The sequence below is a fragment of the Dactylosporangium cerinum genome, assembly GCF_042653625.1.
Classification (GTDB): Bacteria; Actinomycetota; Actinomycetes; order Mycobacteriales; family Micromonosporaceae; genus Dactylosporangium; species Dactylosporangium cerinum.
On record NZ_JBHSIU010000010.1, the window covers coordinates 45,856 to 72,716 of the forward strand.

Here is a 26,861-nt window from a genome sequence, read left to right on the forward strand (position 1 = left end):
GCCCCCTGCCGACCCGCAACGGTGGGTTCAAGTGAAGGCCCGGGGTTCTCGGTTGTCGCCGGGGCGGCAGATCGCTGTTTCGACGCCGGTACTCTCCATTCCGCCGATTGATGGACGTCGTCCTTGGGCGTGATCGGTGTTGCAGCACCGAGTGATGCCCGTCCGGGAGGCCGTTGCGGATTGGCGTCGCGGTCGGTCGGTGCGCGGTGGGCTGTCCAGCGGCCGGTCTGCGACTTCGATCACCAGCACGTGGTGCTGGTGGACGTCGCGGGGCCGTGGACGTTGCGGGGCCGGTGACCACGCGCCCGGCGCCTCGCGTCCCAGTGGATGATCTTGCGGGCATGATCGAAGGATGGCACTGGTCGCGTGAGCGCGTGAGCGACCAGACAGATCCTTCGATCATGAACGTCCGCTGCTGAACGGCGGCCAGGGCCGAGAAATAGACGGAAATGTCAGGACCTCTGGCGGGCCAGAACTCTGGCGCACCGACCGTCCGCATGGCAACAACCATCGGTGGAAGAGATCTCCGCGGGATCAGCGGCGCCCCGGTCGGTCTTCTGGCCGCCTCGAAGCGTGCATTGGTGCGGCGTGCGCACCCCCTGCGCTTCACAACTTCCGGCGCGCACGGCTGTGGACCGGCACGGCAGGTGCGCGACGCTGCGCGAGGCGCACGTGGTCCGCCCGCCGGCTCGCGCTGACGAATGCCGCGGGCGGCGGGCTTGTGCAGTGGCCGAGCGGCACCCGTGTCGGGGCTGAACGGTGTCCAACGGTGGGCGCGGTCAGAAGCAGGAGTTGAGGTCGCGGAGCAGCTCCGAGGCGGTGGTCGGGTCCAACGTCGAGAACGGCACGGCGTGCTTGCGGGACCACTGGTCGCCGCCGTCGGGGCAGATCCAGATGTGGAGGGACTGCTGTGGGTTGTCGGTCGGAGCGCCCATCGTGATGCCCGGGTCGAGGTCGACGATCAGGGTCGCGCCGCCTGGCAGGTCGCGCTCGATCCGGCCCTGGTGGCCACCGTCCTGACCGGACCGCCGCCAGCCCCGGCGCTCCAGCGCGAGCAGTTTCACCGTCAGCGCTTTCCGGTCGTCGTACCGAGCCAGCCGGGTCGAGCTGAGCTCCTGCGCAGCGAGCGCCTGGACGTCGCGAGCCAACTGCCGGAACGGCTGCAGGATCTCGTAGTCGGCGAACACCTCCGACCACGCCCGCACGTCGAGGTGCACGGGATGAGCCACCGACACGACGGCATCATCGGCGAGGTCGACGAACTCGTCACCGACCCCGGCGAGAGTCCGGTCCTCAGCCAACCGCACGGCAACGCCGGCGCGCGCGATCCCCCCGCGGCTGGTGCTGGCATGGACGTCGCCGTCGTTGCCGCGCGTCGCGTCGCCGTAGTTGCTGCGGACGTCGCCGGGGCTGCCGTTGCGGCCGAAGCCTGCGATGCCACCCCCGCCGATGCTGCCGATGCTGCTGTCACCGTCGTCGCCGTCCATGGCGCTGTGGCCGCCGATGCCGTCGCTGGTGCCGGGGTCACTGACGCCGTCGATGCCGCTGAGTCCGCCCACGGCGCCCGCGCCAACGTTGCTCGGGCCGTCGTCGCCGTCCATGGCACTGACGCCGCCGATGCCGTCGCCGGTGTCGGTGCTGGTCGGGTTGCCCGCGCTGCTGCTGCCGCCACCGCTGCTGCCACCGCTGCTGCTGTCGCCGCTGCCACCGCTGCTGCCACCGCTGCTGCTGCCGCTGCTGCTGTCGCCGCCACCGCTGCCACCGCTGCTGCTGCTGTCGCTGCTGCTGCTGTCGCTGCTGCTGCTGTCGCTGCTGCTGCTGTCGCTGCTGCTGCTGTCGCTGCTGCTGCTGTCGCTGCTGCTGCTGCTGCTGTCGCCGCCACCGCTGCCACCGCTGCTGCTGCTGCCACCGCTGCTGCTGTCGCCGCCACCGCTGCTGTCGCCGCCACCGCTGCTGTCGCCGCCGCTGCTGCTGCTGCCGCTGCTGCTGCCGCCGCTGCTGCTGCTGCCGCTGCTGCTGCTGCTGCCGCTGCTGCTGCTGCCGCTGCTGCTGCTGTCGCTGCTGCTGCTGTCGCTGCTGCTGCTGCTGTCGCCGCCGCCGCTGCTGCTGCTGCCACCGCTGCTGCTGCCGCTGCTGCTGTCGCCGCCGCCGCTGCTGCTGTCGCCGCCACCGCCGCCGCCAATGCTGACGCCAACGCCAACGCCAACGCCAACGCCAACGCCAACGCCGCCGCCAACGCCGCCAACGTCGCTCCCAACACCATCGCCGCTGGCGGAGATGGTGGGAGTGCTGGGGGTTGGGGTGGTGATGAGCCACACCAGGCGGCGGGCGATCGGCCACAGCAGCGGGTGTTGCAGGAACGTGCGGCGGAACTCGGCGCCGGTCCAGTGGCGTTGGGTGACCATTGCCTGCTCCAGGCGGTGGACCTGCTCGGTGGCGACCTTCCGGACGACCTTCTTGGCGTCGGTGAAGCGGTGCTGGGCGGCCGGGGCGAGGCGGGGGTGGTCGGTGGCGGTGGGGGCGGGCAGCTCCTTGCGGCGGGTGCCGGACTCGTCGAGAACATACGGCTTGAGCTGGGCGTCGAAGCCGACCACGAAGCGGCGTGGGCCGTAGTCGAGGGTGAAGGTCGCGTCGGGGGTCAGGTCGAGGTGGGGGACGAGCCGGTCGGCGAGCTGATCCGGGGTCAGCTCGAGGGCCTCGGCGACCTCGCGGAGCTTCAGCTCGGCGCGGCTCTTGACGGCCTTGGCCTTCATCTTCGTGGCGATGTCCTGCAGCTGGGTCAGGGCGGCGTCGGTGCCGAGCTGGGCGAGGACGTCGAGGCCGGTCGCGGCCCGCTTGTGGGCGCCCTGATAGGGCCAGTCGCGGATGGCGGCGCCGAGCCGGGTGGCGGTCTCGTCGTCGCCGAGGACGGCCTGCGCGTCCAGGGCCCAACTGTCCGCGGGCGGGGCGTCGGCGTCCTCCCACCGCTGCAGCAGCGCCCAGGCGAACCGGGCCAGGTCGGACGGGTCGCAGGCGGCGTGGGCGATGGCGACGCCGGCATACGGGTCGCCGAGCTTCGACAGCATGAGCATGGTGATCAGGTGCTGGACGGCGTCGACGGGCAGGGTGCCGGAGCCGTCGCGCAGCCGGACCGGGGGCAGGGTGGCCGGGTCGGCCCACCCGGGCAGGGCCGGGATGCGGGATGGGAGCACGTCGAGCGGGTCGGTGTCGAGCAGGTCGCGGATCGCGGCGCCGGCCGCCGGTCCGTAGTCGTCGGCGGTGGCGAGGACCGTCTGGCGGTGCCCGGACGAGGCCAGCGCGAGCAGCGCCTGCCCGGCGTGGCGGCGGTCCGGGCCGGGCTTGGCGAGCGCGGCCGGGACGAGGGCCCGTGCGGCCGCGGCGGGGTGCCGGCGCAGCCATTCGAGCGCGATCACCCGGGCCGCCTTGAGCCGGCCGTGCCAGTCGGCGGCCAGCAGCGCGATCTCCGGCGCGGTGAACGGCAGCAGGTGCGGCCCGCCGTCAATCGGGCTGCGGCGGGCGATCCGCAGGACCAGGGGCAGCGCCGCCACGCCGAACCGGGCGACGATCCGGGGCAGCCAGTAGTGCACGCCCCACAGGCGGGTCGGCTCCCACACCGGCAGCAGGGACCGCGCGAGGTCTTCCGGGCCGGATTCGAGCAGGTCGGTGGCATACCAGGTCTCGAGCGTCCCGGCGCGCAGCTGCCCGGCGAGCTGCTCCGGATCCTCCCGGCGGGTCCATGGGTCGATCCGGGCGAGCAACTGCTCCCGCACGCCGGGCGGCCAGCTCACCGTGGGCTCGTCGGTGCAGCGGAGGTCGGCAAGCACGACCGGCTTCGCCCGCTTGCGCCGAACGGTCCACGGCGGCGTCACGAGCACCGAAGGCAACGCCACCGAAGGCAACGCCACTGAAGGCAACGCCACTGAAGGCGAAGCCACCGAAGGTGAAGTCACTGAAGGCTCCGGCCACGGCAGGGTGGCAGGCGCGAGCGCCGGATGCCGGGACATGTGCCGCCGCAGCAGCTCGACCACCCTCGGCCGGTCGGCCGCCGCGGTCATCAGCCGCATCGCGCGCTCCGGGAACCGCTCGGCCGCAGCCTCGACGGCGGCCTGGGCGCCCCGGACGCTCAGGCCGTCCAGCAGCTCCTGGAACGCCCGGTCGGTCGGGATGGCCGCAAGCGTGGCCATGATCGAGCGCTGCTGCGTGGCGTTGCCCCAGCCAGGCTCGCGCCAGCAGTGGTAGATGTCGAGGATGCCGTCGCCGAGGCCCTCAGCGATGGTGTGCATCATGGTCGGGCTGCTCAGCGACCACCACCCGCCGTAGTCCTCGGTCCACGGCCGCACGAGCGCCGCCTGCGCCGGGGTGTGGACCGAGGCCAGGAGCAGCGGCGCGTCCAGGTTTTCCCGGTGCTGCCGGTTCAGCTCCTCGGTGTCGGCGTCGACCCACGCGGTCTGCGTCGGGTCGAGGAACGACGTCGAGATCCGCCGCCGCAGCGAACCGTCCCGGTAGGGCGCGAGCGCCTCGAGGACGGCGGCGTGCACGTCGTCCGGGGCGGCGGCGACGGCCATCCGCACCCGGCCGAGCATCGGGTCGGTGCCGACCATCTGGCCCCGCTCGTGGATCAGTTTCCCCGCCCGCTGGACCGAGAGATGGCCCGGGCAATACTGCTCGCCGCACTCGCCGTCGGGGACCGGCTCGCCGCGCCGGACCGGGCAGTTGCGGCTCGTCAGCATCAGGTCGCTGGTCTCTGCGGCTGCGGCGGCGGCGAACGGCAGGCCGAGCCGGGCGATCCAGCCGTCGGCAACGGTCCGGTGGTCGAAGCGCGGCACCTGGGAGCCGCAGAGCAGGACGGTGGCGACCGCCGCCGCGCCGAGCGGGGTCGGTGCGGCCCCGTCGAGCACGGCGAGGCCGGCCTCGGCGACGGCGGGCTCGGTGCCCAGGTCCGCCAGCACGGCACGGGTGCCGGGCCAGTCGGGCACCTCGTCGGTCACCGGGACATAGGCCACGCGGATGCCGCCGCGGCGGGGGTGGATGCTGCGCCGCCACGACGACGGCACGACCATCGGTGAAGCTGTCACGGGCGTCACCCTAACCAGACCCACCGACATTTTCCGGCGCTACAACAAGGACGAGACGCCGAAGGCGACGTCGAGGTGATACCTGCTGCCCGCGTACCGCGACTCGGTCAGCTCCAGCGGCACCTCCCGCTCGTCGAGGATGAGCCGCCGCTCAACCAGCAACGGCGCGCCCGCCGGGAGGGACAGCAGCCGCGCGTCGGCACGGGTCGCCGCCGCGGCGGTCAGCGTCGCGGTGCCCCGGGTCGGCACCCGGCCGAGCGCGGTGACGGCGGCGTGCAGGGACCCGTTGACCAGATCGGCGTCCAGCAGGGCGGCGAGTGCGCCGGGGAACACGGCCCGCTCGGCCGCGACCGGCACCCCGTCGGCGAGGCGTACCCGCGAGATCGCGACAACGGAAGCACCGCTGCCCAGCTGCAGCCGGGCGGTCTCCGCCGCCGTGGCCGACCGCACCGCCGCGTCCACGATCCGGGACGACGGGGTCCGGCCCTGCCGACGCATCTCGTCGCTGAAGCGCACCAGGTTGTCGGCCCGGCGCGGCGCCGCCGGGACCGCGACGAACGTGCCGCGGCCAGGGGAGCGGTACGCGAGCCCGGCGCTGACGAGGTTCGTGACCGCCGCCCGCGCGGTCATCCGGCTGACCCCGTGCTCCCGGGCGAGCTCCGGCTCCGACGGCAGCGGGTCGTGCGGCGCCGAGCGGGCGACCAGGGCCCGGAGGGCCTGCTCGATGCGGTGGTAGTGGGGCGTGAAGTCGGTCACGGCTCGACCGTACACAAGAAGCTGTATAGACAACTAGACTGGGGCGCATGGAGAGCGTTGCGAAGATGATCGACCACTCGCTGCTGCGGCCGGAGCTGACCCTCGACGAGGTGCGTGCCGGATGTGAGCTCGCCGCGCGCTACGACGTGGCCTCGGTGTGTGTCCGCCCGGCCGACGTCACAACCGCGGTGGCGCTGCTCAAGGGGACCGGCGTGCTGGTCGGCACCGTGGTCGGGTTCCCGCACGGCGGCGCCACCACCGAAGCCAAGGTCGCCGAGACGCGGATCGCGGTCGCGCAGGGCGCCGCCGAGATCGACATGGTTCTCAACATCGGCTGGCTGCGCTCAGGTGACGACATGCAAGCAGGCGTCGAGGCGGACATCCGCGCGGTCGTCGAGGCCGCGGACGGCGCGACGGTGAAGGTGATCCTGGAGAACGCCTATCTCACCGACGCGGAGAAGATCGCCGGCTGCGAGGCGGCGGAGCGGGCCGGCGCGCACTACGTGAAGACGTCCACGGGTTTCGCGCCCGGCGGCGCGACGATGGAGGACCTGGCGCTCATGCGCGCGGCCGTCTCACCGCACGTCAAGATCAAGGCGGCCGGTGGGGTGCGGACCCTCGACATCCTGCTGGCGATGGCGGCCATCGGCGTCACCCGGTTCGGCGCCACCGCCACCGCCGCGATCCTGGATGATCTGGCAAGGCGCAGTCAGGCGAACACCGGCGGCTGACCGGTCGCCTCCAGCACCGACATCCACAGGTCACCGTCGGGATCGACGAGGTTGCGGGAGCTGATGGCGAGGGCGATCGGCACGTGCACGAATCGCCCCCGCCACCGCCCGACCACCATCTCGGTGCGCCCCGCCATCGCAGCATGCACCGCGGCGTGCGCGAGGCGGATGCAGTACACGCTGTCGTAGGGATTGGCGGGCACGCTGCGGATCGTGTAGCTCGGGTCGATGTACTTCAGGTTCGCCTCGACCCCCGCGGCGGCGAAGTCCTCGGCGATGCGATGGCGCAGGTAGCGCCCGAAGTCCTGCAACCGCACGTTGCCCGACGCGTCGAGCGAGGAGGCCGAATCGAGAAGGAATTCCTGTCCTGCCCCCTCCGCCACGACGATCATCGCGTGCCCGCGCGAGACGACGCGGTCCCGCAGATGGGCCAGGAAGCCGCCGGGCCCGTCCAGGGAGAACGGCACCTCCGGGATCAGCACGTAGTCGGCGTCGTTGTTGGCCAGCGCCGCGTAACAGGCGATGAACCCGGAGTGCCGGCCCATCAGCTGCACCAGCCCGATCCCGTTCGGGAACGCGGTCGCCTCCACGTGCGCGGCGCGGATCGCCTCCGTGGCCTTGGCGAAGGCCGTCTGGAAGCCGAAGGAGCGTTCGATGTACGGGATGTCGTTGTCGATCGTCTTCGGCACCCCGACGACCGCGATGCGCCGCCCCCGCTCCGCGACGACCTCGGCGATCTTCAACGCGCCGCGCATCGACCCGTCGCCGCCGATGACGAACAGGACGTTGACGGACAACTGCTCGAGGCAGTCGACGATCTCGTCCGGGTCCTGGTTGCCGCGGGAGGTGCCCAGGATCGTGCCACCGTATTCGTTGATGCCGGCGACCAGCGAGGCGTCGAGGTCGACGACGGACCGCCCGTAGCGGGCCGTCATGCCCTGGTATCCGTTGCGGAAGCCGAAGATGCGCCGCACCCCGTAGTGGTTGGTGAGCTCCAGGACCAGCGCCCGGATGACGTCGTTGAGGCCGGGGCACAGCCCGCCGCAGGTGACGATCCCGACCCGGGTCTTCGACGGGTCGAAGAAGATCTTGCGGCGGGGGCCGCCGGGCTCGAAGCCGGGCAGTTCCTCGACGGGCACGCCGCGCGCCGCGACGAGCGAGACCGTGTCGTCGAGCAGGACCCGGTCGGACTCGTCGACGTAGTGCTGTGTGGTGCGCCCGGTGCGCAGCAACGCCGCCAGGGGCGAGTCGATGCGGCTCTCGCCGAGCGTCTTGACCTCGAGCTGGGCCCGTTCGTCCACCATGCCCACCATGGTCGTGGATCAGCGTTTCGTGCCGGTGAAATCGGTTGAGCGACGAAGCGTCGGCGTGGATGGTGGAACGATGCGAGTCACCTTCCACCGGCTGCCCGACCATCAGTGGGCCGACGTGCTGATCCAGCGCGACGACGGCGTGGTGTACCGGATGCACGCCGGTCCGGTGACCGCGCACGCCCCGCACGACCTCGTCCACTTCACCGTCGAGGACGCCCTCGGCATGCCCGACGGCATCTGGGGTTCGATCGCCGGCGGGGTCGTGTTCCGCAGCATGACGCACGTGTCGGGGCGCCGGCCACCGCACGCCGCGGAACGCTCGGCGGAGCTGATCCGCGCCAACCGCGACCGGCTGCAGCGCGCCGAGCTCATCGGCGGCTTCGTGGAGCGGGCCGCCGCGGTGCCGGACGCGGACCTGGACCGCCTCGCGGCGCAGCAGGGCGCCGACCCTCTTGCCGGCGCAGACAAGGCGGCGGTCCGGCGGGCGGTCGACGCGCTCCGCGCCGCACAGCGGACCTGGGCGGCGCTGGAGATCGGCGCCGAGCTGACGCTGACCTGGCCCCAGCATCGCCGCCTCGTCCCGTTGGAGCGCAAGGTGAAGCGCCGCCAGTCCACGCTGCGCCGCGCGTCTTAGGTGAACAGGCTCGGATAGTTGGAACCGTTGCACAGGCACAGCAGGAGCAGCGCGAGCAGGAACGAGATCGCCAGGGTCCACGCCGCCCGCCGGGCGATGCGGGTCTGCAGGTCCTCCGGCCCGGCCGTCTTGACCGGCCGGTGGTCTTCAACCGAGATCCGGCTGCCGTCCAGCGGGTCGATCCAGCGGGCCGCCTCGGCCGCGAAGTGCCCGGTGTCGGCATGGTCGGCGGGGATGCGCCCGGCCAGGCGCACCGGCAGGGCGTCGAAGTCGCCGCCGTCGCCGACGACGATCACCGACCCGGGGACCTGCCGGCGGTCCAGGGCCTCCAGGAAGAGCATCGTGTGCCCGGTCGCGTCGGCGTCGGTGCCGGTGACCACGACGACGGGCGCGTGGACGGCGGTGGCGAGGTCGGCCACCGTCCAGCCGCCGTTCGGGGCGGCGACCCAGGCGTCGACGAGCACCACGACCCGGTGATGCTTGGCGTCCAGGTCGGCGACGACCGCGGTGACGGCGTCCAGGCCGGTCCCGGCGGGCAGCTCGACCAGCGCGGCGACGTGCGCGGCGAGCAGCTCGGACGAGCAGCCGAGGGTGACCGCGGCGGCGGTGCCGTCGGCCGTGGCGGCGAGGGCGGCCCCGGCGACCATCCAGTCGACGGTGGACGAGGTCGGGGTGACGACCCACGGGCCGCGAGTTGGCAGAGACATCGAAGCCGATCCTATGCCCGCGCCGCCGTGGCCGGTGTCCCATGATCCGGAGGACCATGGGGACGCGGCATCATGGGGAGCGCGGCGGCGCGGTCGAGGATCGCACCACCAGGTGCGTGGCCAGCTCGACGTGCAGCGCGTCGAGCTGGTGCCGCTCCAGCAGGCGCACCAGCAACGACACCGCCATGCGGCCCATCTCCGGTAGCGGCTGGCGGACCGTCGTCAGGTTGGTGGCCTCGGCGAGGTCGATGTCGTCGAAACCGGTCACCGACAGGTCGTCCGGCACCCGCAGCCCGCGCTCCGCCGCCGCCTGCATCGCGCCCACCGCGGCCTTGTCGTTGAACGCGACCAGCGCCGTCGGCGGCTGCGGCAGGTCGAGCAGTGCGCCGGCCGCGCGCCGGCCCTGCGATGTGGTGGGCTCGATGGCCCGCAGCAGCTCGGCGGCCGGCAGCACGCCGACGTCCGCGAGGGCCGCGTTGTGCCCCGCGAGCCGGGCGTCGCTGGCCAGCCACTCGGTCGGTCCGCCGATGACCCCGATGCGCCGGTGGCCGAGGCCGACCAGGTGCGCGGTGACCTTCCGGGCGCCGGAGAAGTGCGCCGCGGACACCGACACGATGTCCGGCGGCAGGGTGGTGCGCGGGTCGACGACCACGAACGGGATCCGGCGCCGCTGCAGCTCGACCAGGTCCGCGCCCGGCTCGGGCGGCAGGATCACGATGATCCCGCCGATGCCGTCGTGGCGCTCCAGGTCACGCAGCAGGGGAGTGCGCTGGGCGGCCTCGCCGGCGGTGAGCACCAGCTGCCGGCCGTGCAGCTCGACGGTCTCCGCGATCGACGACACGATCAGCCCGAAGTAGTCCGTCAGCACGTACGGGCAGCGCAGGTACACCCGGTCCCCGGCCGGTCGCGGGGCCTGGGCGGGCCGCTGCGAGCTGAGCCGCTCCGCGGCCTGATGCACCAGGTCACGGGTGTGCGGAGCGACCGTGGAGTGCTCGTTGAGCGCGCGGGAGACGGTCGCGATCGACATGCCCGTCGCCGCCGCGATCTCCCTGACCGTCACCTTGCGCATCCGCTCCGGTCCCCGATTCATAGGTCTTCACTAAGGACTCTTGACAGTTAGACGAGTGAAGATGTTTCCTAGCCTCGGCGATGTTACACGGCGTTTCATTCGTTACATGCCCTGGAACGACGCCGCAGGGGCAGCAAGGACGGGTTCCGGGACGGCGCCGGTGGGGTGGTCGTCCGGGAACCGACACGGGTGGGACGGCCGGTCGGGGCCGGTCGTCCCACCCACGATCGCGTGCCTAGCCGCAGACCTTCGTCATGGCGTCGGTGGCCGTCTTCAGCGTGGCCTCGAGCTTGGCGAGGTCGGCGGTGGTCTTGAAACCGGCCAGGTACTCGTCCGAGCCGAGCGTGGTCAGCGCGGTGATCAGCGTGCCCAGCGCGGCCCGCAGCGCCGGGTCCGCGGCCTGCGACTGCAGCGGGCCGAACTGCTTGTTCCAGGTGTCGATCTGGGTCCGGATCGCGGCCTTCGCGGTCGCCTCGGCGGCGGCGTTCTTCTGCTGCCGGGCCACGATGATGAAACCGACCTGCTTGCCGGCCGCCGTCATGTCGGCCTCGGTGATCACGGCCTCGGACTTGGCGCAGATGTCCTTGGTGTTGGCCGCCACATCAACCGACGGGGACGCCGGGGTGCCCGCCTGGGTGGCGCCGGTCGACGCGCCGGGCGACGCGGAGTCGTCGGTCGTGTCGCCGCAGGCGCCGGTGACGCCGACGATCGCTACGAGAACTGCCGCGGTCAGGAACCGTCGCATGATGAGGTCGCTCCTTGATCTGGGCGGCGCGGCGGACCTGCCGCGCGGACGCCGGATCGTAGCGTGGGGCCCGCGACCGTGTCGATTCGGCCGCGCCCGCCCGACCAGGTGAAACACGATAGATTGCGGTCGTGCTGTTCATGGTGATCGAGCGGTTCAAGAACGGGCAGCCGCGCCCGGTGTACGAACGTGCCGCCGCCGACGGACGCCTCATGCCCGACGGTCTGCGGTACGTCGACAGCTGGGTCGAGGCCGGCTTCGCCCGCTGCTTCCAGCTCATGGAGTGCGACGACCTGACCCTGCTGATGACCTGGATCGCCAACTGGTCCGACCTCGTCGACTTCGAGGTTGTGCCGGTCGTCACCAGCGCCCAGGCCGCCGCCGCCGTGAAAACCGCCACCTAGCGCGCGCCGGGGTCAGCGGCGGGTGGCGGTGGCCTGCGCGGCGAGGCCCGCGACCGCGAGGGCCAGCAGCGCCGCCGCGACGGTCGCCGCCGGCACCGCGAGCGGTGGCAGACCTGTCCCCGTCAGGCCCGGCAGCGTGCCGCCGACCGCGCCCCAGGCGACCGCCGCCGCCAGGACCCCCGCCAGGCCGGCCGCCGCGACCAGCGCCAGGACCGCGAACGGCTCCACCAGCCGGCCGGTCGAGCGCCGCAGGCCCTGCAGCCGCAGCGCCCGCAGGTCGGCGACGGTGGTGCCGATCGCGGCGACGGCGAGACCGGCCGCGCCGAGCGCCACCGACAGCAACCCGGCGAAGAGGTAGAACCGCAGGCCGAGCGCGGTGCCGCCGGCGGCGATCCCGGCCCGGGCGTCCGCGACGGTGCGCCGGCCCGTGACGGTGAGCCCCTGCGCCCGCAGCGCGTCGACGATCGTGGGCGGGGCGGACGCCGACAGCCACACCTCGGCGCCGTCGGCGCGGCCGTCGTCGGCGGCGAAGATGTCGGCGTATTCGAGGTCGACGAGCGCGCCGCCGGTCCCGACCCGGGGCAGCCGGGCGGCGTCGGACCCGGTCACGGGCACCGCCCTGCCGCCGAACGTCTTGAACGTGCCGTCCGCCGGCAGCGGCACCGTGGTCACGACGGGCAGCTGCTCGGGACCGCCGGCGGGACGCAGGTCACCGGCCCCGGGCTGGGACGTCATCGGCAGGGTGAACGTGATCCCGTCGGCGCCGGTTGCCGCGCTCGCGCCGGCCGCGACGCGCCAGTCGGCCGCCGGTGGCGAGTGCAGCGTGACGACCACCGTCGGTCCGACGTATGGCGGCAGGCGGACGGAGATCTGGACGAGCCGGCATCCCTTCGTGCACATCGGGGTGTCGGTGGTGTACGACTGCCGCCCCCGCACGAGCGTGCCCAGCTCGACGACGCCCGTGCGCTGGCCGTCCAGCGGGGCGACGGTGGCGGCGAGGACGACGTCCGGGCGGTCCAGGGCCGAGGCGGTGACGTCGAGGGTGAGCTTCGCACCGGTGAGCATGACCGGCGCCGCGGTCGCCGGCGGGTGCAGCCGCGCCGCCACCTCGGCGGCCCGGCCGGCGCCGGCGGGCCAGAGCGCGACGGCGGGCAGCCGGGCTGCGTCGACGGCGACGGCGGCCGGCTCGCCGTTCTCGGCGGGGCGGATCGGCACGACCGCCATCGCGGACCGGCCGTCCGGGTCCGCGGCCCGCACCGCGTGCAGCAGCTGGGCGCGGCTGGTGGCGTCGACGGTGAGCACGACCGGCGCGCCGGTGTCGAGGTCGGCCTGGTCCCGCTGCCGCTGGTCGACGGCGGCGGTGGCGGCCGCGGCGAACGCCAGCGAGCCGACGGCGAGGGTCAGCAGCACCAGCAGTCGCGCGCCGACGGGCCGCCGGGCCAGCCGGAACGCCGCGAGGACCGCGGCGAGCCGGACCCGGCCGAGTGTGCGGCGGCGCAGGGCCCGCGCCGCGGACCGCCCGCTGAGGACGGGCACCACCCGGCCCGCCACGACGGCGACGGCGAGCATGACGAGGGCCGGCGCGAGCAGGGCGATGCCGCCGGGCCGGCCGCGGACCTGGACGACGGCGACGACCGCGGCCACGACGAGCACGCCCTCCAGGGCGAACCCGCGCCAGCGCGCGGTGTGCCGGTCGACCTGCCGCAGCAGCGCCGACACGGGCGCGGAGACGGTGCGCAGCGCGACGGTGAGCGCGACGGCGAGGGCGCCGAGGACCGCGACCGCCGCGTACGGCCAGGCGCCACGGGTCTGCCAGCCACCGGCCGCCGTGAACCCCAGCAGCGCGCCGGTGAGCACGGACAGCAACGTCTCCCCGGTCGCCAGCCACCACCGGCCGGGTCGGGCGACGCCACGCAGCGCGATGACACCGTGCTCGAAGCGCCGGACCCGGATGACGGTGGAGACGGCGAGCGTGATGACGGCCCAGGCGAGCAGCAGCACCGGCGCCACCGCGAACGGCACGGTGGCGCGGACCTCGGCGCGGCGCTCGGCGATGCGCTCCAGCAGCACGTCGAGGTCGGTGTTGAGGCGCGCCTCGTCGGTGCTGCGGCGGGCCGCGTCGACGACCCATTCCCGCAGCGCAGGGAGGGTGTCGACGGTGATGGTGCCCGGCAGCGGGTACGCGTCGTAGGACTGCAGCTCACTGGGGCGCGCGAACGTGTCCAGGGTGCGCCGGTCGACCTGGAACCCGTCGCGGGCACCGCCGGCGCGGCCCCAGTAGGGTTCCGTGGCGTCGTGCGGCTCGACCACGCCGACGACGGTGAGCGCGGTCGGATCCCCGGCCCGCTTGAACCGGTTGCTGGTGGTGTCGAAGCGGGAGCCGCTGAGCGAGATGGTGTCGCCGGGCCGCAGGCCGAGACGGTCGGCCGTGCGCCCGGTGAGGACGGCGTCGCCGGTGCCCATCAGGCACCTGCCGGCCACGACGCGGACGTGCTCGCAGATGCCCTCACGGAAGACGATGGTGCTGAGCTGGGCGGCGGTCGCCAGCTCGAGGTTGCTGGGCTGGGCGGCGAACTGCGCGGAGAAGACGGTGGCGTAGCCGGGGGTGTCGAGCCAGCCGCCGGCGAGGCTCTGGAACGTGTTGGCCATGCTGCCGCCGCCGGAGGACTGGACCTCGCCGGTGATGAGGACGGTGCGTTCGGCCGGGGTGGCGCCGGCGACCTCGGTGCGCACGATCCGGTCGTCGGCCCGGGCGAGGTAGACGGGGGCGGCCAGGGCCGCGGCGGTGGCGAGCGCGGTCAGGAGCATGACGGCGGCGGCCCGGCCGCGCCGCGACCACAGCATCGCCAGGACCAGACCGATCACCGCGACCTCCCGGCATCGTCACGGGTGGAACGGGACCACAGGGCGGGCGGCAGCAGCACGGCGAACACCACGACGGCCGTGGCGAGGATCGCGAGCCACTGCACGGGCGCGACCGGCACCGGCCAGCGGTCGGCGAACGGGCGGACCGGCGCCGGCGCGAGCAGCCGCAGCAGGACCGCCGCGGCGAGACCGACGGGGACGGCGACGAGGACCGGCGCGACCGCGGTCCACCGGCCCACGGTGCGCGCGGTCGACGCCGGCAGGCCCTGGCGGCGCAGGGCGGTGAGCTCGGCGCGGCGCTGTCGCCGATCGACGGCCGCGACGACGGCGGCGGTGACCGCGGCGAGCAGCAGGGCGATCGCACCGCCGGCGAGCCCCGCGCGCAGGGTCACGGCCGGGGCGAGGCGCGCGGCTCGGGTGGTGGCCGCGTCCGCGCTGTCGCCGCCCGCGATGGTGATCCCGGCGGCCCGCAGCCGGTCGGGCAGGTCGGCGGGCGCGGAGATGCCGAGCCACACCTCGAGGCGTTCCGCGGCGGCGGCGGGGACACCGCCGGGCGGGCCGGCGACGTGGGTGGCGTATTCGAGGTCGACCAGCACACCTTCGGCGCCGCCGCGCGGGACGGACGTGACGAGGTGGGGCGCCACCGGCATCTCGACGCCGAAGACCCGCACGCGGGGCACGTCGTTGTCGCTGGACAGCGTGAGGTCGCCGGCGATCACGGCGGGCAGCGGGACCGGGGTGTCCACGACGTAGAGGCGGTTGTCGCGGGGGCGTTCGCTGGGCGGGTCGACATCCTGCAGCCGGAGCCGGTTGTCGCGCTGGCCGGCCTGCACGGTGCTGACGGCCCGGGCGAGGGTGGTCCGCCAGCGGGCCGGGTCGGCGAACGTGGCACCGTCGACCACCATCGTGCCGCCGGCGCGCAGCTCGAGCAGCTCGACCGGGCCTTGGTTGGTTTCGACCGAGACCAGCCGGCAGCCGGCCGCGCACTGCGGCACCGCGACGTCCACGGTGGACTCCACCAGCGTGGGTGGAGGCGGCGGCGGGGGCGGGGCTCCCAGGTCTTCGTCCGCCGTCGCCGGTGGACCCGGCGCGGCAGGGGGTGCGGGGGTGCGGAAGACAGCGGTGACCCGTTCGCCGTGGGCGGCCAACTGCATTGTCACCGTCGAGCCGGCGGCGGCCGCGCGCAGCGTCAGCGTCGTCGCGGCGAACGCCAGCGGCGCCGGCGCCTCGGCGCGCAGCGACGGCAGGTCGATGCCGGTGACCGCCCGCAGGCGGGTGCCGTCCACGGCGATGACCGGCGCGCCGGTGCCGGTGCCGATCGCCACGGCCATCGCGTGCCGGCCTTCCGGGTCGGCGGCGCGCACGGCGGCCAGGAACTTCTCCCGGTCCATCGGCGCGACCCGCAGCACGCGGTCGGCGCCGACCTCGACGGCGGCCCGGTCGGCGCGGGCGCCCGCGGCCCCGGCCCAGTCCTGCGCGGCGACGGCCAGGACGCAGGTGGCGGCCGCGATGACGGGCACGATCCGATACGCGGTCCGCCGGCGACCCAGGGTCAGGCCCGCGAGGGCGCCGCCGACGCGCCCGCCGGCGAGGGCGGTCCGGCCGGCGAGGCCGGCGGCTGACAGGAGCGCGCGCGTGGCCAGTACACCCGCCGCCAATGCGATCAACAGCGGCGCGGCCTGACCGAGGCCGAGCCCGGTGTCCCGGCGCACGTCGGCGGCCGGCTCCACGGCGAGCTGGTACACGGCGGCGGCACCGAGGGCCAGGACGCACACCTCGAGGGTCGCGGCGACCAGCGGGCGGCGGGGCTGCACGACCCGCAGCAGCGCCGGCACGCCCGCCCGGGTGGCCGGCCACTCCACCGCCACCACCACGCCGACCGCGATCGCCAGGGCCTGCCACAGCCAGGGGCGCAGCGCGACGGCCCAGGCGGCACCGACGAGCAGCGGCAGGAGGCTCTGCCCGGCGGTGCCGGTGAGGATCCGCCACGGCGGCAGCCCCCGGATCGCCATGCGGGCGGCGTCGGCCCGGCGCTCCTGTGCCGCGTAGGCGGCGGCGACGGCGACCGCGATGCCGCCGACCAGCAGCACCTGCAGCTCGACGAGCAGCAGCCCGCGCCGCACGCCACGGCGGTCGGCCGCGACGGCCGTGGCGAGCGTCGCGGCGGCCGAGGAGACCTCGAGCGACCCGGCGCGCATCCGGGTGACGGTGGCGTTGATCTGGGCCGGCCTGTCGAAGGCGGAGGCGGGCAGCAGCGCGTCGTAGGTGGCGACCGCGGCGCCGCCGGGTTTCGCGACGGTGCCGCGGGTGGTGTACGCGGCGACGCCGTCCAGCCCGGACCAGTACCAGCCGAGCGGTTCCCCGGGTGCGTACAGCCCGACGAGGCGCAGCGGGACCACGGCGGTGCCGGAGCCGCCGTCCTGGCGCAGCTGGTCGCCGACGGCGAGGCCGAGCTGCCGGGCGACGTCGGGGGCCAGGACGATCTCGCCGTCCTGCTCGGCGCAGCGGCCCTGCAGCATGGTGGCGTTGTCGCAGAAGCCGTCGACGGCGCGCAGCTCGGCCGGCAGGCGCAGGTCGCCCACGCGCAGCACGCCGGAGTACCGCACGCCCAGCACGCTGCGCTCGGCCGGGACGCCGGTGATCAGCGCCTGGAACTTGCCGACGATGTCGTCGGGTTGGGTGCCGAGAGAGATGCTGGAGCGCACGGACAGGGTGCGTTCGGCCGGGGTGGCCGCCTCGACCCTGGCGGTGGCGGCACCCCTGGCCAGCGGGCCGGTGGCGGCGCCGGCGGCGACTGCCGCGCCCATGGTGACCGCGGCGAGGACGAGCATCACGAGCGCCGCGGCGCGCCGGGCCCGGAGCGCGGCGACGATCAGGCCCAACACGCAGCTGACCTTACAGAAAACGGGCGAGTACGTGGGGCCGGGTCGATCTCCCTTGGATCTCAGACCAGCGTCGACTCGGGGTCCAGCGCGCCGGGCGGGGCGACCTCGTGCAGCGGGCCGGCCAGGCCGTAGCGGTGGCCCTGACCGTACCGGCAGCCCAGCGCGGCCATCGTGGCCTCCTGGCGGTCGGTCTCGATGCCCTCGGCGACGACCGTGACGCCCATCCCGGCGCAGATCGAGACGATGGAACGGCAGATGGCCTCGCTGCGCCCGCCGTCGGCGAGGGTGAAGCTGCGGTCGAGCTTGACCTCGTCGACCGGGATGGCGTGCAGCTGGGCGAGGGCGTTGTAGCCGGTGCCGAAGTCGTCGAGGGCGAAGCGGACGCCGAACCGGCCGAGCCGCCGCACCGCGCCCGCCGCGGCGGACAGGTCGGGCAGCGGGGCGGTCTCGGTGAGCTCGAGCAGCAGCCGGTGCGGGGTGAGGCCGTGGCGCAGGACCGCGGCGCGGACGGTCTCCTCGTGCTCGGGCCGGCCGAGCCGGGCCGCGGAGGTGTTGACGTGCACGGCGATGCTCGCCCACGGCCCGCGGAACGCGGCGGCGTCGCGGCAGGCCCGGTCGAGCACGAAGTCGTCGACGAGGCGGATCAGGCCGATCTCCTCGGCGGTGGCGATGAACATGTCGGCGGAGACGGGGCCGAGGCTCGGATGGGTCCAGCGGGCGAGGGCCTCGACGGCGACGACGGTGCCGTCGTTGAGCCGCACGATCGGCTGGTAGTGCACGTCGAGGCCGCGCCCGTCGCGCAGCGTGTCGGCGAGCATCTCGGCGAGGTCGGAGCTGCCGGTGCCGTCGGGCAGGTCCAGCCGGTACCGCACGAGCGTGCCCTTGCCCTGGCGCTTGCCCGCGTACATGGCGGCGTCGGCGCGGCGCAGGAGCATGTCGGCGGTGTGCACCGGCCCGTGCGTGCCGGCCTCGACGAGGCCGACGGACGCGGCGACGGTGACCGTGGCGCCGTCCAGGTCGAACGGCTCGCGCAGCGCGGCCATGATGCGGTCGGCGGGGACACCTGGGTCGCCGCCGCCTTCGAGGAGCACGGCGAACTCGTCGCCGCCGACGCGGGCGATGGTGTCGCCCTCGCGGACCGCGCCGCGGAGCCGGTCGGCGACCAGGCGCAGGAGCCGGTCGCCGGCGTGGTGGCCGTAGCGGTCGTTGACGGCTTTGAAGTCGTCGAGGTCGAGGAAGAGCACGGCGAGGGGCCGGGCGTCACGGTGGTGCAGGGCGAGCGCGTGGTCGAGCCGGTCCTGGAACAGCACCCGGTTGGACAGCTCGGTGAGGCCGTCGTGGAACGCCTGGTGGCTGAGCCGGGCCTGGCTGTCGGAGAGGCGGTCGAGCAGCACCGCGTTCTCCACCAGGGTGACCGCCTGCCGGATGATGAGCAGCGAGATGACCGCGGTCTCCACGGCGATCTCGAAGGTGTCCATCGGCCGGCCCTGGGCCAGCTGGATCATGAAGAGCACGCCGGTGCCGGCGACCGGCACGTACGGCAGCAGCAGGTGCGCCCACCGGTGGTGCGGTCGTGCCGCCCGGGACGCTTCGACGGGCGCCTCGCGGGTCAATGCCGTGGCGGGCGCCTCGCGGGTCGGGGTCGCGGCGGCGACGGCGACGAGCGCCTGCCCGGCGATGAAGCCGGCGTCGGCGAGCGGCGGCATGTGATCAGCGCCGGCGGCGACGAGGTAGGCGAAGACGCTGTCGGAGAACGACAGGCAGAACAGCCCGACGCCGAGGATCGACAGCTGGCGCCGGTTGACGGCGGCGGACCGGGCCAGCAGCAGGATGACGATGACCGTGAGCAGCAGATCGGTGACCGGGTAGGCGATCGCGACGGTGTACGCGAACCGGGTGGCGGCGCCGGCCCGCACGACGGCGCCGAGCGACGTGGCCCAGGTCAGCACGAACAGCGCGCCGACGACGATGAGCCCGTCAAGGACCATGACGAGCTGCGCGGCGAGGCGGCGGGGCCGGCCCTCGACGGGCCGGTCGGCGGCGAGGGCGATGAGGGCCGGCAGCGCGAAGAGGGGCAGGGTCAGGTAGCCGGCGTCGGCCAGCGAGGGCGAGGGCAACGCGTCGTCGCGGAACAGCTGATACCAGGACCAGATGAACTGGCCGACGGTCCAGCCGCAGGTGCCGGCGCCCATCCACAGCCGCCAGCGACGCTGGGCGCCGGTGTGCCGCCGGGCGGTGATCCAGCAGGTGAGGGTGGCCGCGAGCCCGGCGCTGAACTGCGCCAGGTCGTCGACGAACAGCGACCACCACGGGCCGAGCAGTCCCGAGCTGCCCAGCGCCACGGCCCCGAACACCCCGGCCACGGCGACAGCAAGGGGGACGGACACGGGTATGCGCGACAAAGGACGCATCCTCACCGGAGGTGATCACGACAACACGCGATGACCTTCCGTACGCTACCGCAACCCCTCGGTCATCCGGTCATGAAACACATCGGAGCCGCGCTGCATTGCGGCAATGCACGAACCTCAGTCGCGGCCGTCGCGCCAGCGGTCGGTGTCCCTGGCCCGGGCGACCGCCGCGTCGAGCTGCGCCGCGGTGATCTGCTCCTCGTGGGTGCCGGCGGCGCCGCAGGCGAACGCGCCGGACACCGCGCCGGCGAGGACGCACTCGTCCAGCGGGCGGCCGGCGAACCAGCGGCTCATGAACGCCGTGCTGAACCCGTCGCCGGCGCCGTTGCTGTCCACGACCGGGCGCTCCGGCCCGACCGCCGGGAACCGGACCACCCGCCGGTCGGTGCGGGTGAGGACCCGGCTGCCGGCGTCGCCCTCGGTCGCGACCACCATCGTGGCCCGGCCCGCGTCGAGAATGGTGTGCATGAGGTCGTCGATCTTCTGCGGCGCCGCGGCGGCGCTGAGGAAGACCAGGTCCGCCTCCCGCGCCAGGTTCAGACCCCACGCCGACTCGCCGTCCCACGAGTGGATGTCGGTCGACGTCGTGACGCCCAGCCGGCGCGCCTCGGCGAACGCCTCCGGCGCCCGGCCGGCGACGTGCACGTGCCGGGCCTGCTCCAGCGCCGGCAGGTACGCCTCCCGCGGCAGCCGCAGGTCGTCGGGGTGCCGCCCGTCGAAGAAGGAGAACCGGCGACCGGCCGCGTCGACCAGGTTGACGCTGCGGGGCGTGCCGTTCGGCGCGGGCACGTGCTCGAAGTTCAGGCCGACGGCCGCATATCGGGCCAGGATCAGCGCGCCGAGGGTGTCGTCGCCGAGGAAGTCGATGAACTTGGTGCGCAGGCCCAGCGCGTGAAACCCCAGCGCCACCCCGTTGCCCGAGTGCGCGACGTAGTCCCGGACGGGCTCGACGTGCAGGATGTCGCCGGGCGGGACCGCCAGCTCGGGAACGCGGACGATGGTGTCGATCCCGACACCGCAGAGCACGAGCACATCGGACGCCATGGTGGTCATCTTAGGCGGGTCCAGCTGTCGTAGTCATGCACCGCGATGCCGTTGAACGAGCTGGACCGCGCCGCCGCGGTGTCCACTGTGGAGAGCTGACCGGTCAGCCCTGAACGGCTCTGCGTCCGCGTCGTGCGGTCGGCCGGATCCGCGGGACGGACCGGGCGACCGCACCGTGCAGCGCCGACGGTTACGGCGTGCAGCAGGTCATGGCGTACATCTGGAACTCGTACAGCGAATAGCCGTAGGTCGTCGCCCGCTGCGTGCCGTAGACGCGGACGTAGCGGGCGCTTGCCGACAGGCTCAGGGTCTGCACCCCGCCGGTGCCCGTCGTGGTGGAGTAGGCCGTGGTCCAGGTGGTGCCGTCGGTGGACGTCTGCACCTGGTAGGCCTTCGCGTACGCGGCCTCCCAGTTCAGCACGACCTTGTTGACGTTCATGACCGCGCCGAGGTCGACGCTGAGCCACTGCGGGTCGCTGAACGCGCTCGACCAGCGGGTGCCGGTGCTGCCGTCGGTGGCGTTGGCGGCGGCGGTGCCGGCGTTCTCGGTCGAAGAGGCGGTGGTCGGCCTGCCCTGGGAGACGAGCGTGCCGCCGGTGTTGACGGCCGGGGTACCGAAGATCGACAGCTCCCACAGCGAGTAGCCGTAGGGGGTGCCGCGCTGGGTGCCGTACATGCGCACGTACCGGCCGGTGCCGCTGACCGCCCAGGTGTCCGTGCCGCCGTCACCGGTGCTGGTCGCGGCGATGTCGACCCAGGTCAGCTGATCGTTCGAGACCTGAAGCTTGTAGGCCTTGCCGTACGCCGCCTCCCAGTCGAGCCTGACGTTGGTCACGTTGTAGGACTGGCCGAGGTCGACCTGCAGCCATTGCGGGTCGCTGAAGGCGCTCGACCAGCGGGTGTTCGGGTTGCCGTCGGTTGCGCAGGCCGGGCAGCCGGGGGCGTTCTCCGACGAGGACGCCGTGGTCGGCTTGCCCTGCGCGATGTTGGTCGCGGGCGGCACGGTGCCGGGGCCCTTGTTGTACACCGCGACCCAGTCGATGTTGAGCTGCCCACCGGAGACCGTGGCGGCGTTGGGGCCGCCGCCGAACGCGTCCGGGAAGCCGCCGCCGATCGCCAGGTCGTAGATGATGAAGAACGGGTGGTGCACCGCGTTGGCCCAGGTGGTCGCGTCCACACGGGTCGCCGGCAGGGTGAAGTACAGCGCCCCGTCGAGGTACCAGCGGATCTCCTCCGGCGACTTCGACCGGTCGATCTCCACGGCGTAGGTGTGGTAGCCGGTCTGGCATCCGGCGCACGGCCGCTCACCGCTGCCGAGGCCGGTCGACTCGTTGCAGGGGCCGCCCGGGTTCACGCCGCAGTGCAGGGTGCCGAACGTGGAACTGCGGCCGTTGATGTCCTCCATGATGTCGATCTCGCCGCTGGTCGGCCAGCTGGTGCCGGTCCGCAGGGTGGATCCGAGCATCCAGAACGCCGGCCAGTACCCGGCGCCGTTGGCGGTGGTCACGTTCGGCTGCTGCAGGGAGGACTCCATGCGGACCACGCCGCCGGGCTCGGCGCCGTAGGTCGCGGCCTGGGTCTCGATCCGGCCCGACGTCCAGCCGGCCCGCGGGTCGGTCCCGCTGTGCAGGGCCCGCAGCACCAGGTGGCCGTTGCCGTCGTGGAACACGTTGGCGGTGCTGTTGGTCATCGTCTCGATCTCGCCGGTGCCGAAGCTGCTGCCCGGTCCGGTGTCGTACTTCCAGGCGGCGGTGTTGATCCCGGTGCCGGCGGCGGCGCTGAAGTCGTCGCTCCAGGTCAGGGTGAACCCGGCCGGTGGGGCGGGGACGGCGGCTGCGGCGGCGAGGGCTGCCGGGGCGGCGGCCTGCGGGGTCTGCCCGGCGTACGCGACCGCCGTGACGGCCACGAGCGCGACCGTGGTGAGGGCGGTGCCGGCGGCGGCCCAGCCCCGGAAGCGGCGCTTCCGGGCGGGCCCGTGCTGCGGGTCGTGCATGGGGTCTCCTCGGGGCGGGGCCCACCGCGCGGACCGGTCCGAGGGCGCGGCGGCATGGCCGATGGCGGGTCGGCGGAGGTGCGGCCATGCGGAGCGATCAGGGTGTCCGGGCGGGTGGACGGCGACCGTGGCGATTCGTCACGGTCTATGAAACAACGATGAGAGAGCGCTCTCTCGGACGGTATCACCCAACCGCGGCTTCACGACATCCACACGTTTCGAACACCCGCCCCACGTCCGGCGGGTCGAGGATGGGGCGGATGACACGGGTGTGGGGCGCCGCGACGGCGCACGTCGTCGCGGCCGCCGTGATCTCGGCAGCGGGGATCGGGCTCGTCGGCCTGATCGCGCACGAGGTGTGGCTCGCCGCCGGTCGCGGCTGGGCGGCCGTGACCGTGGTCGTCGGACTCGCGCTGATCGGGGTGGCGGTGGCCGGCACGGACGTCGTCGTGGGTCCGACCCGGTTCGACCCGGCGACCGGGCCGTGGTCCGGCTTCGCGGTCGGCGTGGCGGGCGCCGTGTTGGCCGTGCCGCTCATGGCGCTGGCCGGCGACCGGCTGCACTGGGTGGACCCTCGATCGGCGGCTCTCACGGTCCTGGCCGGCGGCGTGCCGTCGATGACGCTCAACGCGCTGCGCTGGTGTGGCGTGCGGCGCCGGCGGGCTCAGTCGGAGCCGCCCCCGCCGCCCCCGCCGCCCCCGCCGCCACTGTCGCCCGAGCTGTAGTCGGCCGCGTCGCTGTAGGTGACGTTCTCGGCCAGCCCGGCCGAGTAGCGGTCCCGGCGTGACGCGGTCTCACTGCGGCCGACGTCCTTGCGCCGCCGCGTCCTGCTGTCCGCGGCCCGCAGGCCCTGCATCGCGTCCCGGGCCGCCCGGAGCGTCTCCGCCCGGGTGCGCGGGCGCCGGCGGCGCCGGACCACGAAGGCCGTCCCGGCCGCCGAGGCCGCGATGAGCACCGCCGCGACGACCCACCACAGTCCCATGTGCCCCAGCGTAGGGACGTCAGGCAAGCGCGGTGGCGACGCACCGGTGGCAGCGGGGCACAATCGGTGCGTGCGGATCGGGGTGCTGGGGCCGCTCGAGGTGCGGGCCGAGACCGGCGCGCCCGTCGAGGTCGGTGGCGCGCGCCTGCGGATCCTGGTCACGCTGCTGGCGCTGGAGGCGGGACGGACCGTCACCGCCGCCCGCCTCGCCGGCGGCATCTGGGGCGACACGCCACCCGGCGACGCGACCAACGCGCTGCAGTCGCTCGTGTCGCGGCTGCGGCGGGTCCTGCCGGACGGGATGCTGGAGGCGCGGCCCGCCGGATACCTGCTCGACGTCGAACCCCTCCAGGTCGACCACCTGCTGTTCGCGGAGCTGGTCGGGCGGGGGCGGGCGCTGCTGGACCGGGACCCGGCCGGCGGCGTCGAGCTGCTCCGCGAGGCGGAGGCCCTGTGGCGCGGCCCGGCGCTCGCGGACGCGGGGGAGGCGCCGTTCGCGCTCGGGTGGCGGGCTCGGCTGGACGAGCTGCGGCTGGCCGCCGCCGAGGACCGGGCCGAGGCGGAGCTCCGCCTCGGGCTCAGCGCCGTGCCCGACCTGGAGGCCCTGGTCGCGGCGCATCCGCTGCGGGAGCGGTCCGTCGGGCTGCTCATGCGCGCCCTGTACGCCGGGGGCCGCACCGCCGACGCGTTGCGCGCGTTCGACCGGTGCCGGGCCCGCCTCGCCGACGAGTTGGGCGCGGATCCGTCCGCCGGGCTCGCCGCCGTGCACCTGGAGATCCTGCGGAACGCGCCGGCGAAGGTCGAGGCTGCGGCCCCGCCGGCCGGCAATCTCAAGGCGCCGCTGACCAGCTTCGTCGGGCGGGACGACGAGGTGCGCAGCGTTGTCGGGCTGGTCGCGCGGGCGCGGCTGGTCACGCTCGTCGGGCCCGGCGGCGCGGGCAAGACCCGCCTGGCGACCGAGGTCGGCCGCGGACCCGGGGTGGCCGCGACCGGCGACGCCTGGCTGGTCGAGCTGGCCAACGTCACCGAGCCCGGGGCCGTCGTCCAGGCGGTGTGGACCGCGCTCGGCCTGCGCGACCCCGCGGCAACGGCCGGTCCGGCCCGGCGCGTCCCCACGGTCGACGGCTCGGTGGCGCTCGCCCGGCTGGCGGAGGCACTGGCGTACCGGCGGATTCTGCTGATCCTCGACAACTGTGAGCATGTCATCGGCGCCGCGGCCGCCCTCGCCGACCGCCTGCTCGGCGACTGCCCGCACCTGCGCGTCCTGGCCACCAGCCGGGAGCCGCTCGGCATCACCGGGGAGGTGCTGCTGCCGGTCGGTCCACTGCCGGGAGACGGGCTGGACTCGCCGGCGGCACGGCTGTTGTCGGATCGTGCGGCCGCGGTGCGACCAGGCTTCCAGCTCGACGGGTCCGCCCTTCGGATCTGCCGCGCGCTGGACGGCATGCCCCTGGCGATCGAGCTGGCGGCGGCCCGCTGCCGGTCGATGACCGCCGCGCAGGTCGCGGACCGGCTCGACGACAGGTTCCGGCTGCTGACCCGGGGGAGCCGCACGGCGCTGCCGCGGCACCAGACGCTGCGGGCGGTCGTCGACTGGAGCTGGGACCTGCTCACCGACGCCGAACGGGTGATGCTGCGCCGGCTCGCCGTGTTCCCGGGCGGGGCGACCCTGGAGGCCGCGGGTGCCGTCTGCGACCCCGGTGGCACGCTCGGCGACCCGGTGGACCTGGTCGCGGCGCTGGTGGACAAGTCGCTGCTGGTCGAGGACGACGGCCGGTACCGGATGCTGGAGACGATCCGGGCGTACGGCCTGGAACGGCTCGACGAGTGCGGCGAGACCGCGCAGCTGCGGCGGCGGCACGCGACCTGGTTCCTCGCGCTCGCCGAACGCCTCGAACCCACGCTGCGCACCGCCGAGCAGCTCAAGGCCCTCGCGGTGCTGTCCGCCGACCACGACAACCTGCACGGTGCGCTGCGCCGGGCGATCGCCGACGGCGACGCCGACCTGGCCGTGCAGTTCGTGCTGGTCCTCGGCTGGTACTGGTGGATGCGCGGCCACCGGGTCGAGGGCGCCGGCCTGGCCGTCGCCGCGCTCGCGCTGGACGGGCCGACGGACCCCGACGCGCGCGCGATGGCGTGCGGTGTCGCCGCGGTCAACGGCTTCGACGGGATCGGCGAGGCCACGCAGGTCAACGCCTGGTTCGAGGAGGCGTTCCGGTATCAGGGCCAGCATCCGATGTTCCGGCTGTTCAAGGCGGTCTCGATGCTGTTCCGCAACGGGTCGACCGACGAGACCCTCGAACACATCGGGGTGCTGGCCCGGGATCCCGATCCGTGGCTGGCCAGCCTCGGGGAGCTGCTGTACTGCCACGCCGAGATGAACGTGGGCATCCCGTACGACGCCGCGGCGAGCCGGTTCGCCAAGTCGCTCGCCGGGTTCCAGGAGATCGGGGAACGATGGGGCATGGCGGCCGCGATGCAGTCCCTCGCCGAGGTCCTCGCCCGCCGCGGCGAGTTCGCGGCGGCCGTCGACCACCTGGAGGAGAGCCTGCGGCTGTTCGCGGAGCTGGGCACGGCCGAGGACCGTTCGGCCGCCGAGGTGCGCCTCGCCCAGCTGCACGAGCTGCTCGGCCGTCCCGAGCGGGCGGAGGTCGTGCTGGCCGGGGCGCGGCGCACGGCGCTGCAGGTCGGGTTGCCCGACGGGATCGCGTTCGTCGAGTACGTGTACGCCGAGCGCGCGCTGCGGGCCGGCCGGCTCGCCGAGGCGCGGCGGCACTTCAACGACGCGGCGGAGATCCTGACAGGCGCGCAGGCGTCGGCGCAGATGCTCGCGGCGGTCCAGGGAGGGCTCGCGGTCGTGCGCGCGTTGGAAGGAGCGCCTGACGATGGCCGTACCATGGCCGCCGTTGCTCTTGAACACGCGCGCAGCGCGTTCGACGGACCCGTCGCGGGTGCGGTGCTCGAGGACGCCGCCGAGGTCGTGCTGCTCGCCGGCGACCCCGCGCTGGCCGTGACGCTGCTCACGGCGGCCGAAACGATCCGGGGTGGCCCGGACCACACCCGGCCACACCTTGCCACGCTCGCGAGCGCCGCAACCGCGGCATTGACGGATGCGGAGCGTGCCGCGGCGGTTGCCAGGGGTCGAGCAACGACGATCGAGACGGCCGCCGATCTCCTGTAAATGGATTGAAAATGCCCCCGGTCGCGGCGCAGTCTGAGAGGCCGCCACAACGATCCGGGGGGATCC

Annotated in this window: 17 protein-coding genes; 5 read left to right on the forward strand and 12 right to left on the reverse strand. The window is 74.2% G+C overall.

The window, feature by feature from the left end:
• Window positions 1-779: 779 nt before the first annotated feature.
• Window positions 780-5,075: a DUF4132 domain-containing protein gene (locus tag ACFPIJ_RS06570; RefSeq protein WP_380113713.1), complete on the reverse strand. Its 4,296-nt coding sequence runs from the start codon at window positions 5,073-5,075 to the stop codon at window positions 780-782.
• Between the two features lie 39 nt (window positions 5,076-5,114).
• Window positions 5,115-5,831 carry a GntR family transcriptional regulator gene (locus ACFPIJ_RS06575; protein WP_380113714.1) on the reverse strand — a complete coding sequence of 239 codons (717 nt, stop codon included), beginning with the start codon at window positions 5,829-5,831 and terminating at the stop codon, window positions 5,115-5,117.
• 47 nt (window positions 5,832-5,878) lie between these two features.
• On the opposite strand from ACFPIJ_RS06575, the gene deoC reads away from it, so the two are divergent.
• The gene (gene deoC, locus ACFPIJ_RS06580) at window positions 5,879-6,562 is read left to right on the forward strand and encodes a deoxyribose-phosphate aldolase (RefSeq protein ID WP_380113715.1); all 684 of its coding nucleotides are present in this window, start codon (window positions 5,879-5,881) and stop codon (window positions 6,560-6,562) included.
• Here deoC and ACFPIJ_RS06585 read toward each other — a convergent pair.
• On the reverse strand, window positions 6,541-7,866 hold the full coding sequence (locus ACFPIJ_RS06585) for an ATP-dependent 6-phosphofructokinase (RefSeq protein ID WP_380113716.1): 1,326 nt from the start codon (window positions 7,864-7,866) through the stop codon (window positions 6,541-6,543). The genes deoC and ACFPIJ_RS06585 overlap by 22 nt on opposite strands.
• A gap of 79 nt (window positions 7,867-7,945) precedes the next feature.
• Between ACFPIJ_RS06585 and ACFPIJ_RS06590 the strand changes: the two genes are divergently transcribed.
• The gene (locus ACFPIJ_RS06590) at window positions 7,946-8,509 is read left to right on the forward strand and encodes a hypothetical protein (RefSeq protein WP_380113717.1); all 564 of its coding nucleotides are present in this window, start codon (window positions 7,946-7,948) and stop codon (window positions 8,507-8,509) included.
• On the opposite strand, the gene ACFPIJ_RS06595 is transcribed toward ACFPIJ_RS06590, so the two are convergent.
• From ACFPIJ_RS06595 to ACFPIJ_RS06605, 3 genes are all read right to left on the reverse strand, one after another.
• On the reverse strand, window positions 8,506-9,216 hold the full coding sequence (locus ACFPIJ_RS06595) for a hypothetical protein (RefSeq protein ID WP_380113718.1): 711 nt from the start codon (window positions 9,214-9,216) through the stop codon (window positions 8,506-8,508). The two genes, ACFPIJ_RS06590 and ACFPIJ_RS06595, sit on opposite strands and share 4 nt — an antisense overlap.
• 70 nt (window positions 9,217-9,286) lie before the next feature.
• A complete protein-coding gene (locus tag ACFPIJ_RS06600) occupies window positions 9,287-10,306 on the reverse strand; it encodes a LacI family DNA-binding transcriptional regulator (protein ID WP_380113719.1) in 1,020 nt (339 codons plus the stop codon).
• 214 nt (window positions 10,307-10,520) lie between these two features.
• A complete protein-coding gene (locus ACFPIJ_RS06605) occupies window positions 10,521-11,030 on the reverse strand; it encodes a hypothetical protein (protein WP_380113720.1) in 510 nt (169 codons plus the stop codon).
• Between the two features lie 140 nt (window positions 11,031-11,170).
• Here ACFPIJ_RS06605 and ACFPIJ_RS06610 point away from each other — a divergent pair, with 140 nt between their 5' ends.
• On the forward strand, window positions 11,171-11,434 hold the full coding sequence (locus ACFPIJ_RS06610; protein WP_380114176.1) for a DUF3303 domain-containing protein: 264 nt from the start codon (window positions 11,171-11,173) through the stop codon (window positions 11,432-11,434).
• 12 nt (window positions 11,435-11,446) lie between these two features.
• On the opposite strand, the gene ACFPIJ_RS06615 is transcribed toward ACFPIJ_RS06610, so the two are convergent.
• The 5 genes from ACFPIJ_RS06615 to ACFPIJ_RS06635 all read right to left on the reverse strand — a co-directional run bounded on the left by ACFPIJ_RS06615 (window position 11,447) and on the right by ACFPIJ_RS06635 (window position 22,632).
• Window positions 11,447-14,299 carry a hypothetical protein gene (locus tag ACFPIJ_RS06615; RefSeq protein ID WP_380113721.1) on the reverse strand — a complete coding sequence of 951 codons (2,853 nt, stop codon included), beginning with the start codon at window positions 14,297-14,299 and terminating at the stop codon, window positions 11,447-11,449.
• On the reverse strand, window positions 14,296-17,184 hold the full coding sequence (locus ACFPIJ_RS06620; RefSeq protein ID WP_380113722.1) for a hypothetical protein: 2,889 nt from the start codon (window positions 17,182-17,184) through the stop codon (window positions 14,296-14,298). The genes ACFPIJ_RS06615 and ACFPIJ_RS06620 overlap by 4 nt, the downstream gene beginning before the upstream one ends.
• A 59-nt stretch (window positions 17,185-17,243) precedes the next feature.
• Window positions 17,244-19,586 (reverse strand): putative bifunctional diguanylate cyclase/phosphodiesterase, encoded by a 2,343-nt coding sequence (locus ACFPIJ_RS06625; RefSeq protein ID WP_380113723.1) that lies wholly within the window; start codon window positions 19,584-19,586, stop codon window positions 17,244-17,246.
• A gap of 126 nt (window positions 19,587-19,712) precedes the next feature.
• The gene (locus ACFPIJ_RS06630; protein WP_380113724.1) at window positions 19,713-20,639 is read right to left on the reverse strand and encodes a carbohydrate kinase family protein; all 927 of its coding nucleotides are present in this window, start codon (window positions 20,637-20,639) and stop codon (window positions 19,713-19,715) included.
• Between the two features lie 190 nt (window positions 20,640-20,829).
• Entirely contained in the window at window positions 20,830-22,632 is a 1,803-nt protein-coding gene (locus tag ACFPIJ_RS06635; protein ID WP_380113725.1) for a discoidin domain-containing protein, read from the reverse strand.
• A gap of 260 nt (window positions 22,633-22,892) precedes the next feature.
• On the opposite strand from ACFPIJ_RS06635, the gene ACFPIJ_RS06640 reads away from it, so the two are divergent.
• Window positions 22,893-23,357, forward strand: a complete 465-nt coding sequence (locus ACFPIJ_RS06640; RefSeq protein WP_380113726.1) for a hypothetical protein — start codon at window positions 22,893-22,895, stop codon at window positions 23,355-23,357.
• Here ACFPIJ_RS06640 and ACFPIJ_RS06645 read toward each other — a convergent pair.
• Complete coding sequence (locus ACFPIJ_RS06645; RefSeq protein WP_380113727.1) at window positions 23,297-23,614, reverse strand: hypothetical protein; 318 nt, start codon at window positions 23,612-23,614, stop codon at window positions 23,297-23,299. The two genes, ACFPIJ_RS06640 and ACFPIJ_RS06645, sit on opposite strands and share 61 nt — an antisense overlap.
• Window positions 23,615-23,684: 70 nt before the next feature.
• On the opposite strand from ACFPIJ_RS06645, the gene ACFPIJ_RS06650 reads away from it, so the two are divergent.
• Window positions 23,685-26,795, forward strand: coding sequence for an AfsR/SARP family transcriptional regulator (locus ACFPIJ_RS06650; RefSeq protein ID WP_380113728.1), 3,111 nt, complete (start codon window positions 23,685-23,687; stop codon window positions 26,793-26,795).
• The last annotated feature ends 66 nt before the right edge of the window (window positions 26,796-26,861 follow it).

Bases quoted from the DNA above. Each gene is read 5' to 3' on its own strand.
- ACFPIJ_RS06595 (WP_380113718.1), bottom strand. From the start codon at position 9,216: ATGTCTCTGCCAACTCGCGGCCCGTGGGTCGTCACCCCGACCTCGTCC.
- ACFPIJ_RS06600 (WP_380113719.1), bottom strand. From the start codon at position 10,306: ATGAATCGGGGACCGGAGCGGATGCGCAAGGTGACGGTCAGGGAGATC.
- ACFPIJ_RS06610 (WP_380114176.1), top strand. From the start codon at position 11,171: ATGGTGATCGAGCGGTTCAAGAACGGGCAGCCGCGCCCGGTGTACGAA.
- deoC (WP_380113715.1), top strand. From the start codon at position 5,879: ATGGAGAGCGTTGCGAAGATGATCGACCACTCGCTGCTGCGGCCGGAG.
- ACFPIJ_RS06630 (WP_380113724.1), bottom strand. From the start codon at position 20,639: ATGGCGTCCGATGTGCTCGTGCTCTGCGGTGTCGGGATCGACACCATC.
- ACFPIJ_RS06590 (WP_380113717.1), top strand. From the start codon at position 7,946: ATGCGAGTCACCTTCCACCGGCTGCCCGACCATCAGTGGGCCGACGTG.
- ACFPIJ_RS06645 (WP_380113727.1), bottom strand. From the start codon at position 23,614: ATGGGACTGTGGTGGGTCGTCGCGGCGGTGCTCATCGCGGCCTCGGCG.
- ACFPIJ_RS06605 (WP_380113720.1), bottom strand. From the start codon at position 11,030: ATGCGACGGTTCCTGACCGCGGCAGTTCTCGTAGCGATCGTCGGCGTC.
- ACFPIJ_RS06635 (WP_380113725.1), bottom strand. From the start codon at position 22,632: ATGCACGACCCGCAGCACGGGCCCGCCCGGAAGCGCCGCTTCCGGGGC.
- ACFPIJ_RS06640 (WP_380113726.1), top strand. From the start codon at position 22,893: ATGACACGGGTGTGGGGCGCCGCGACGGCGCACGTCGTCGCGGCCGCC.
- ACFPIJ_RS06585 (WP_380113716.1), bottom strand. From the start codon at position 7,866: ATGGTGGACGAACGGGCCCAGCTCGAGGTCAAGACGCTCGGCGAGAGC.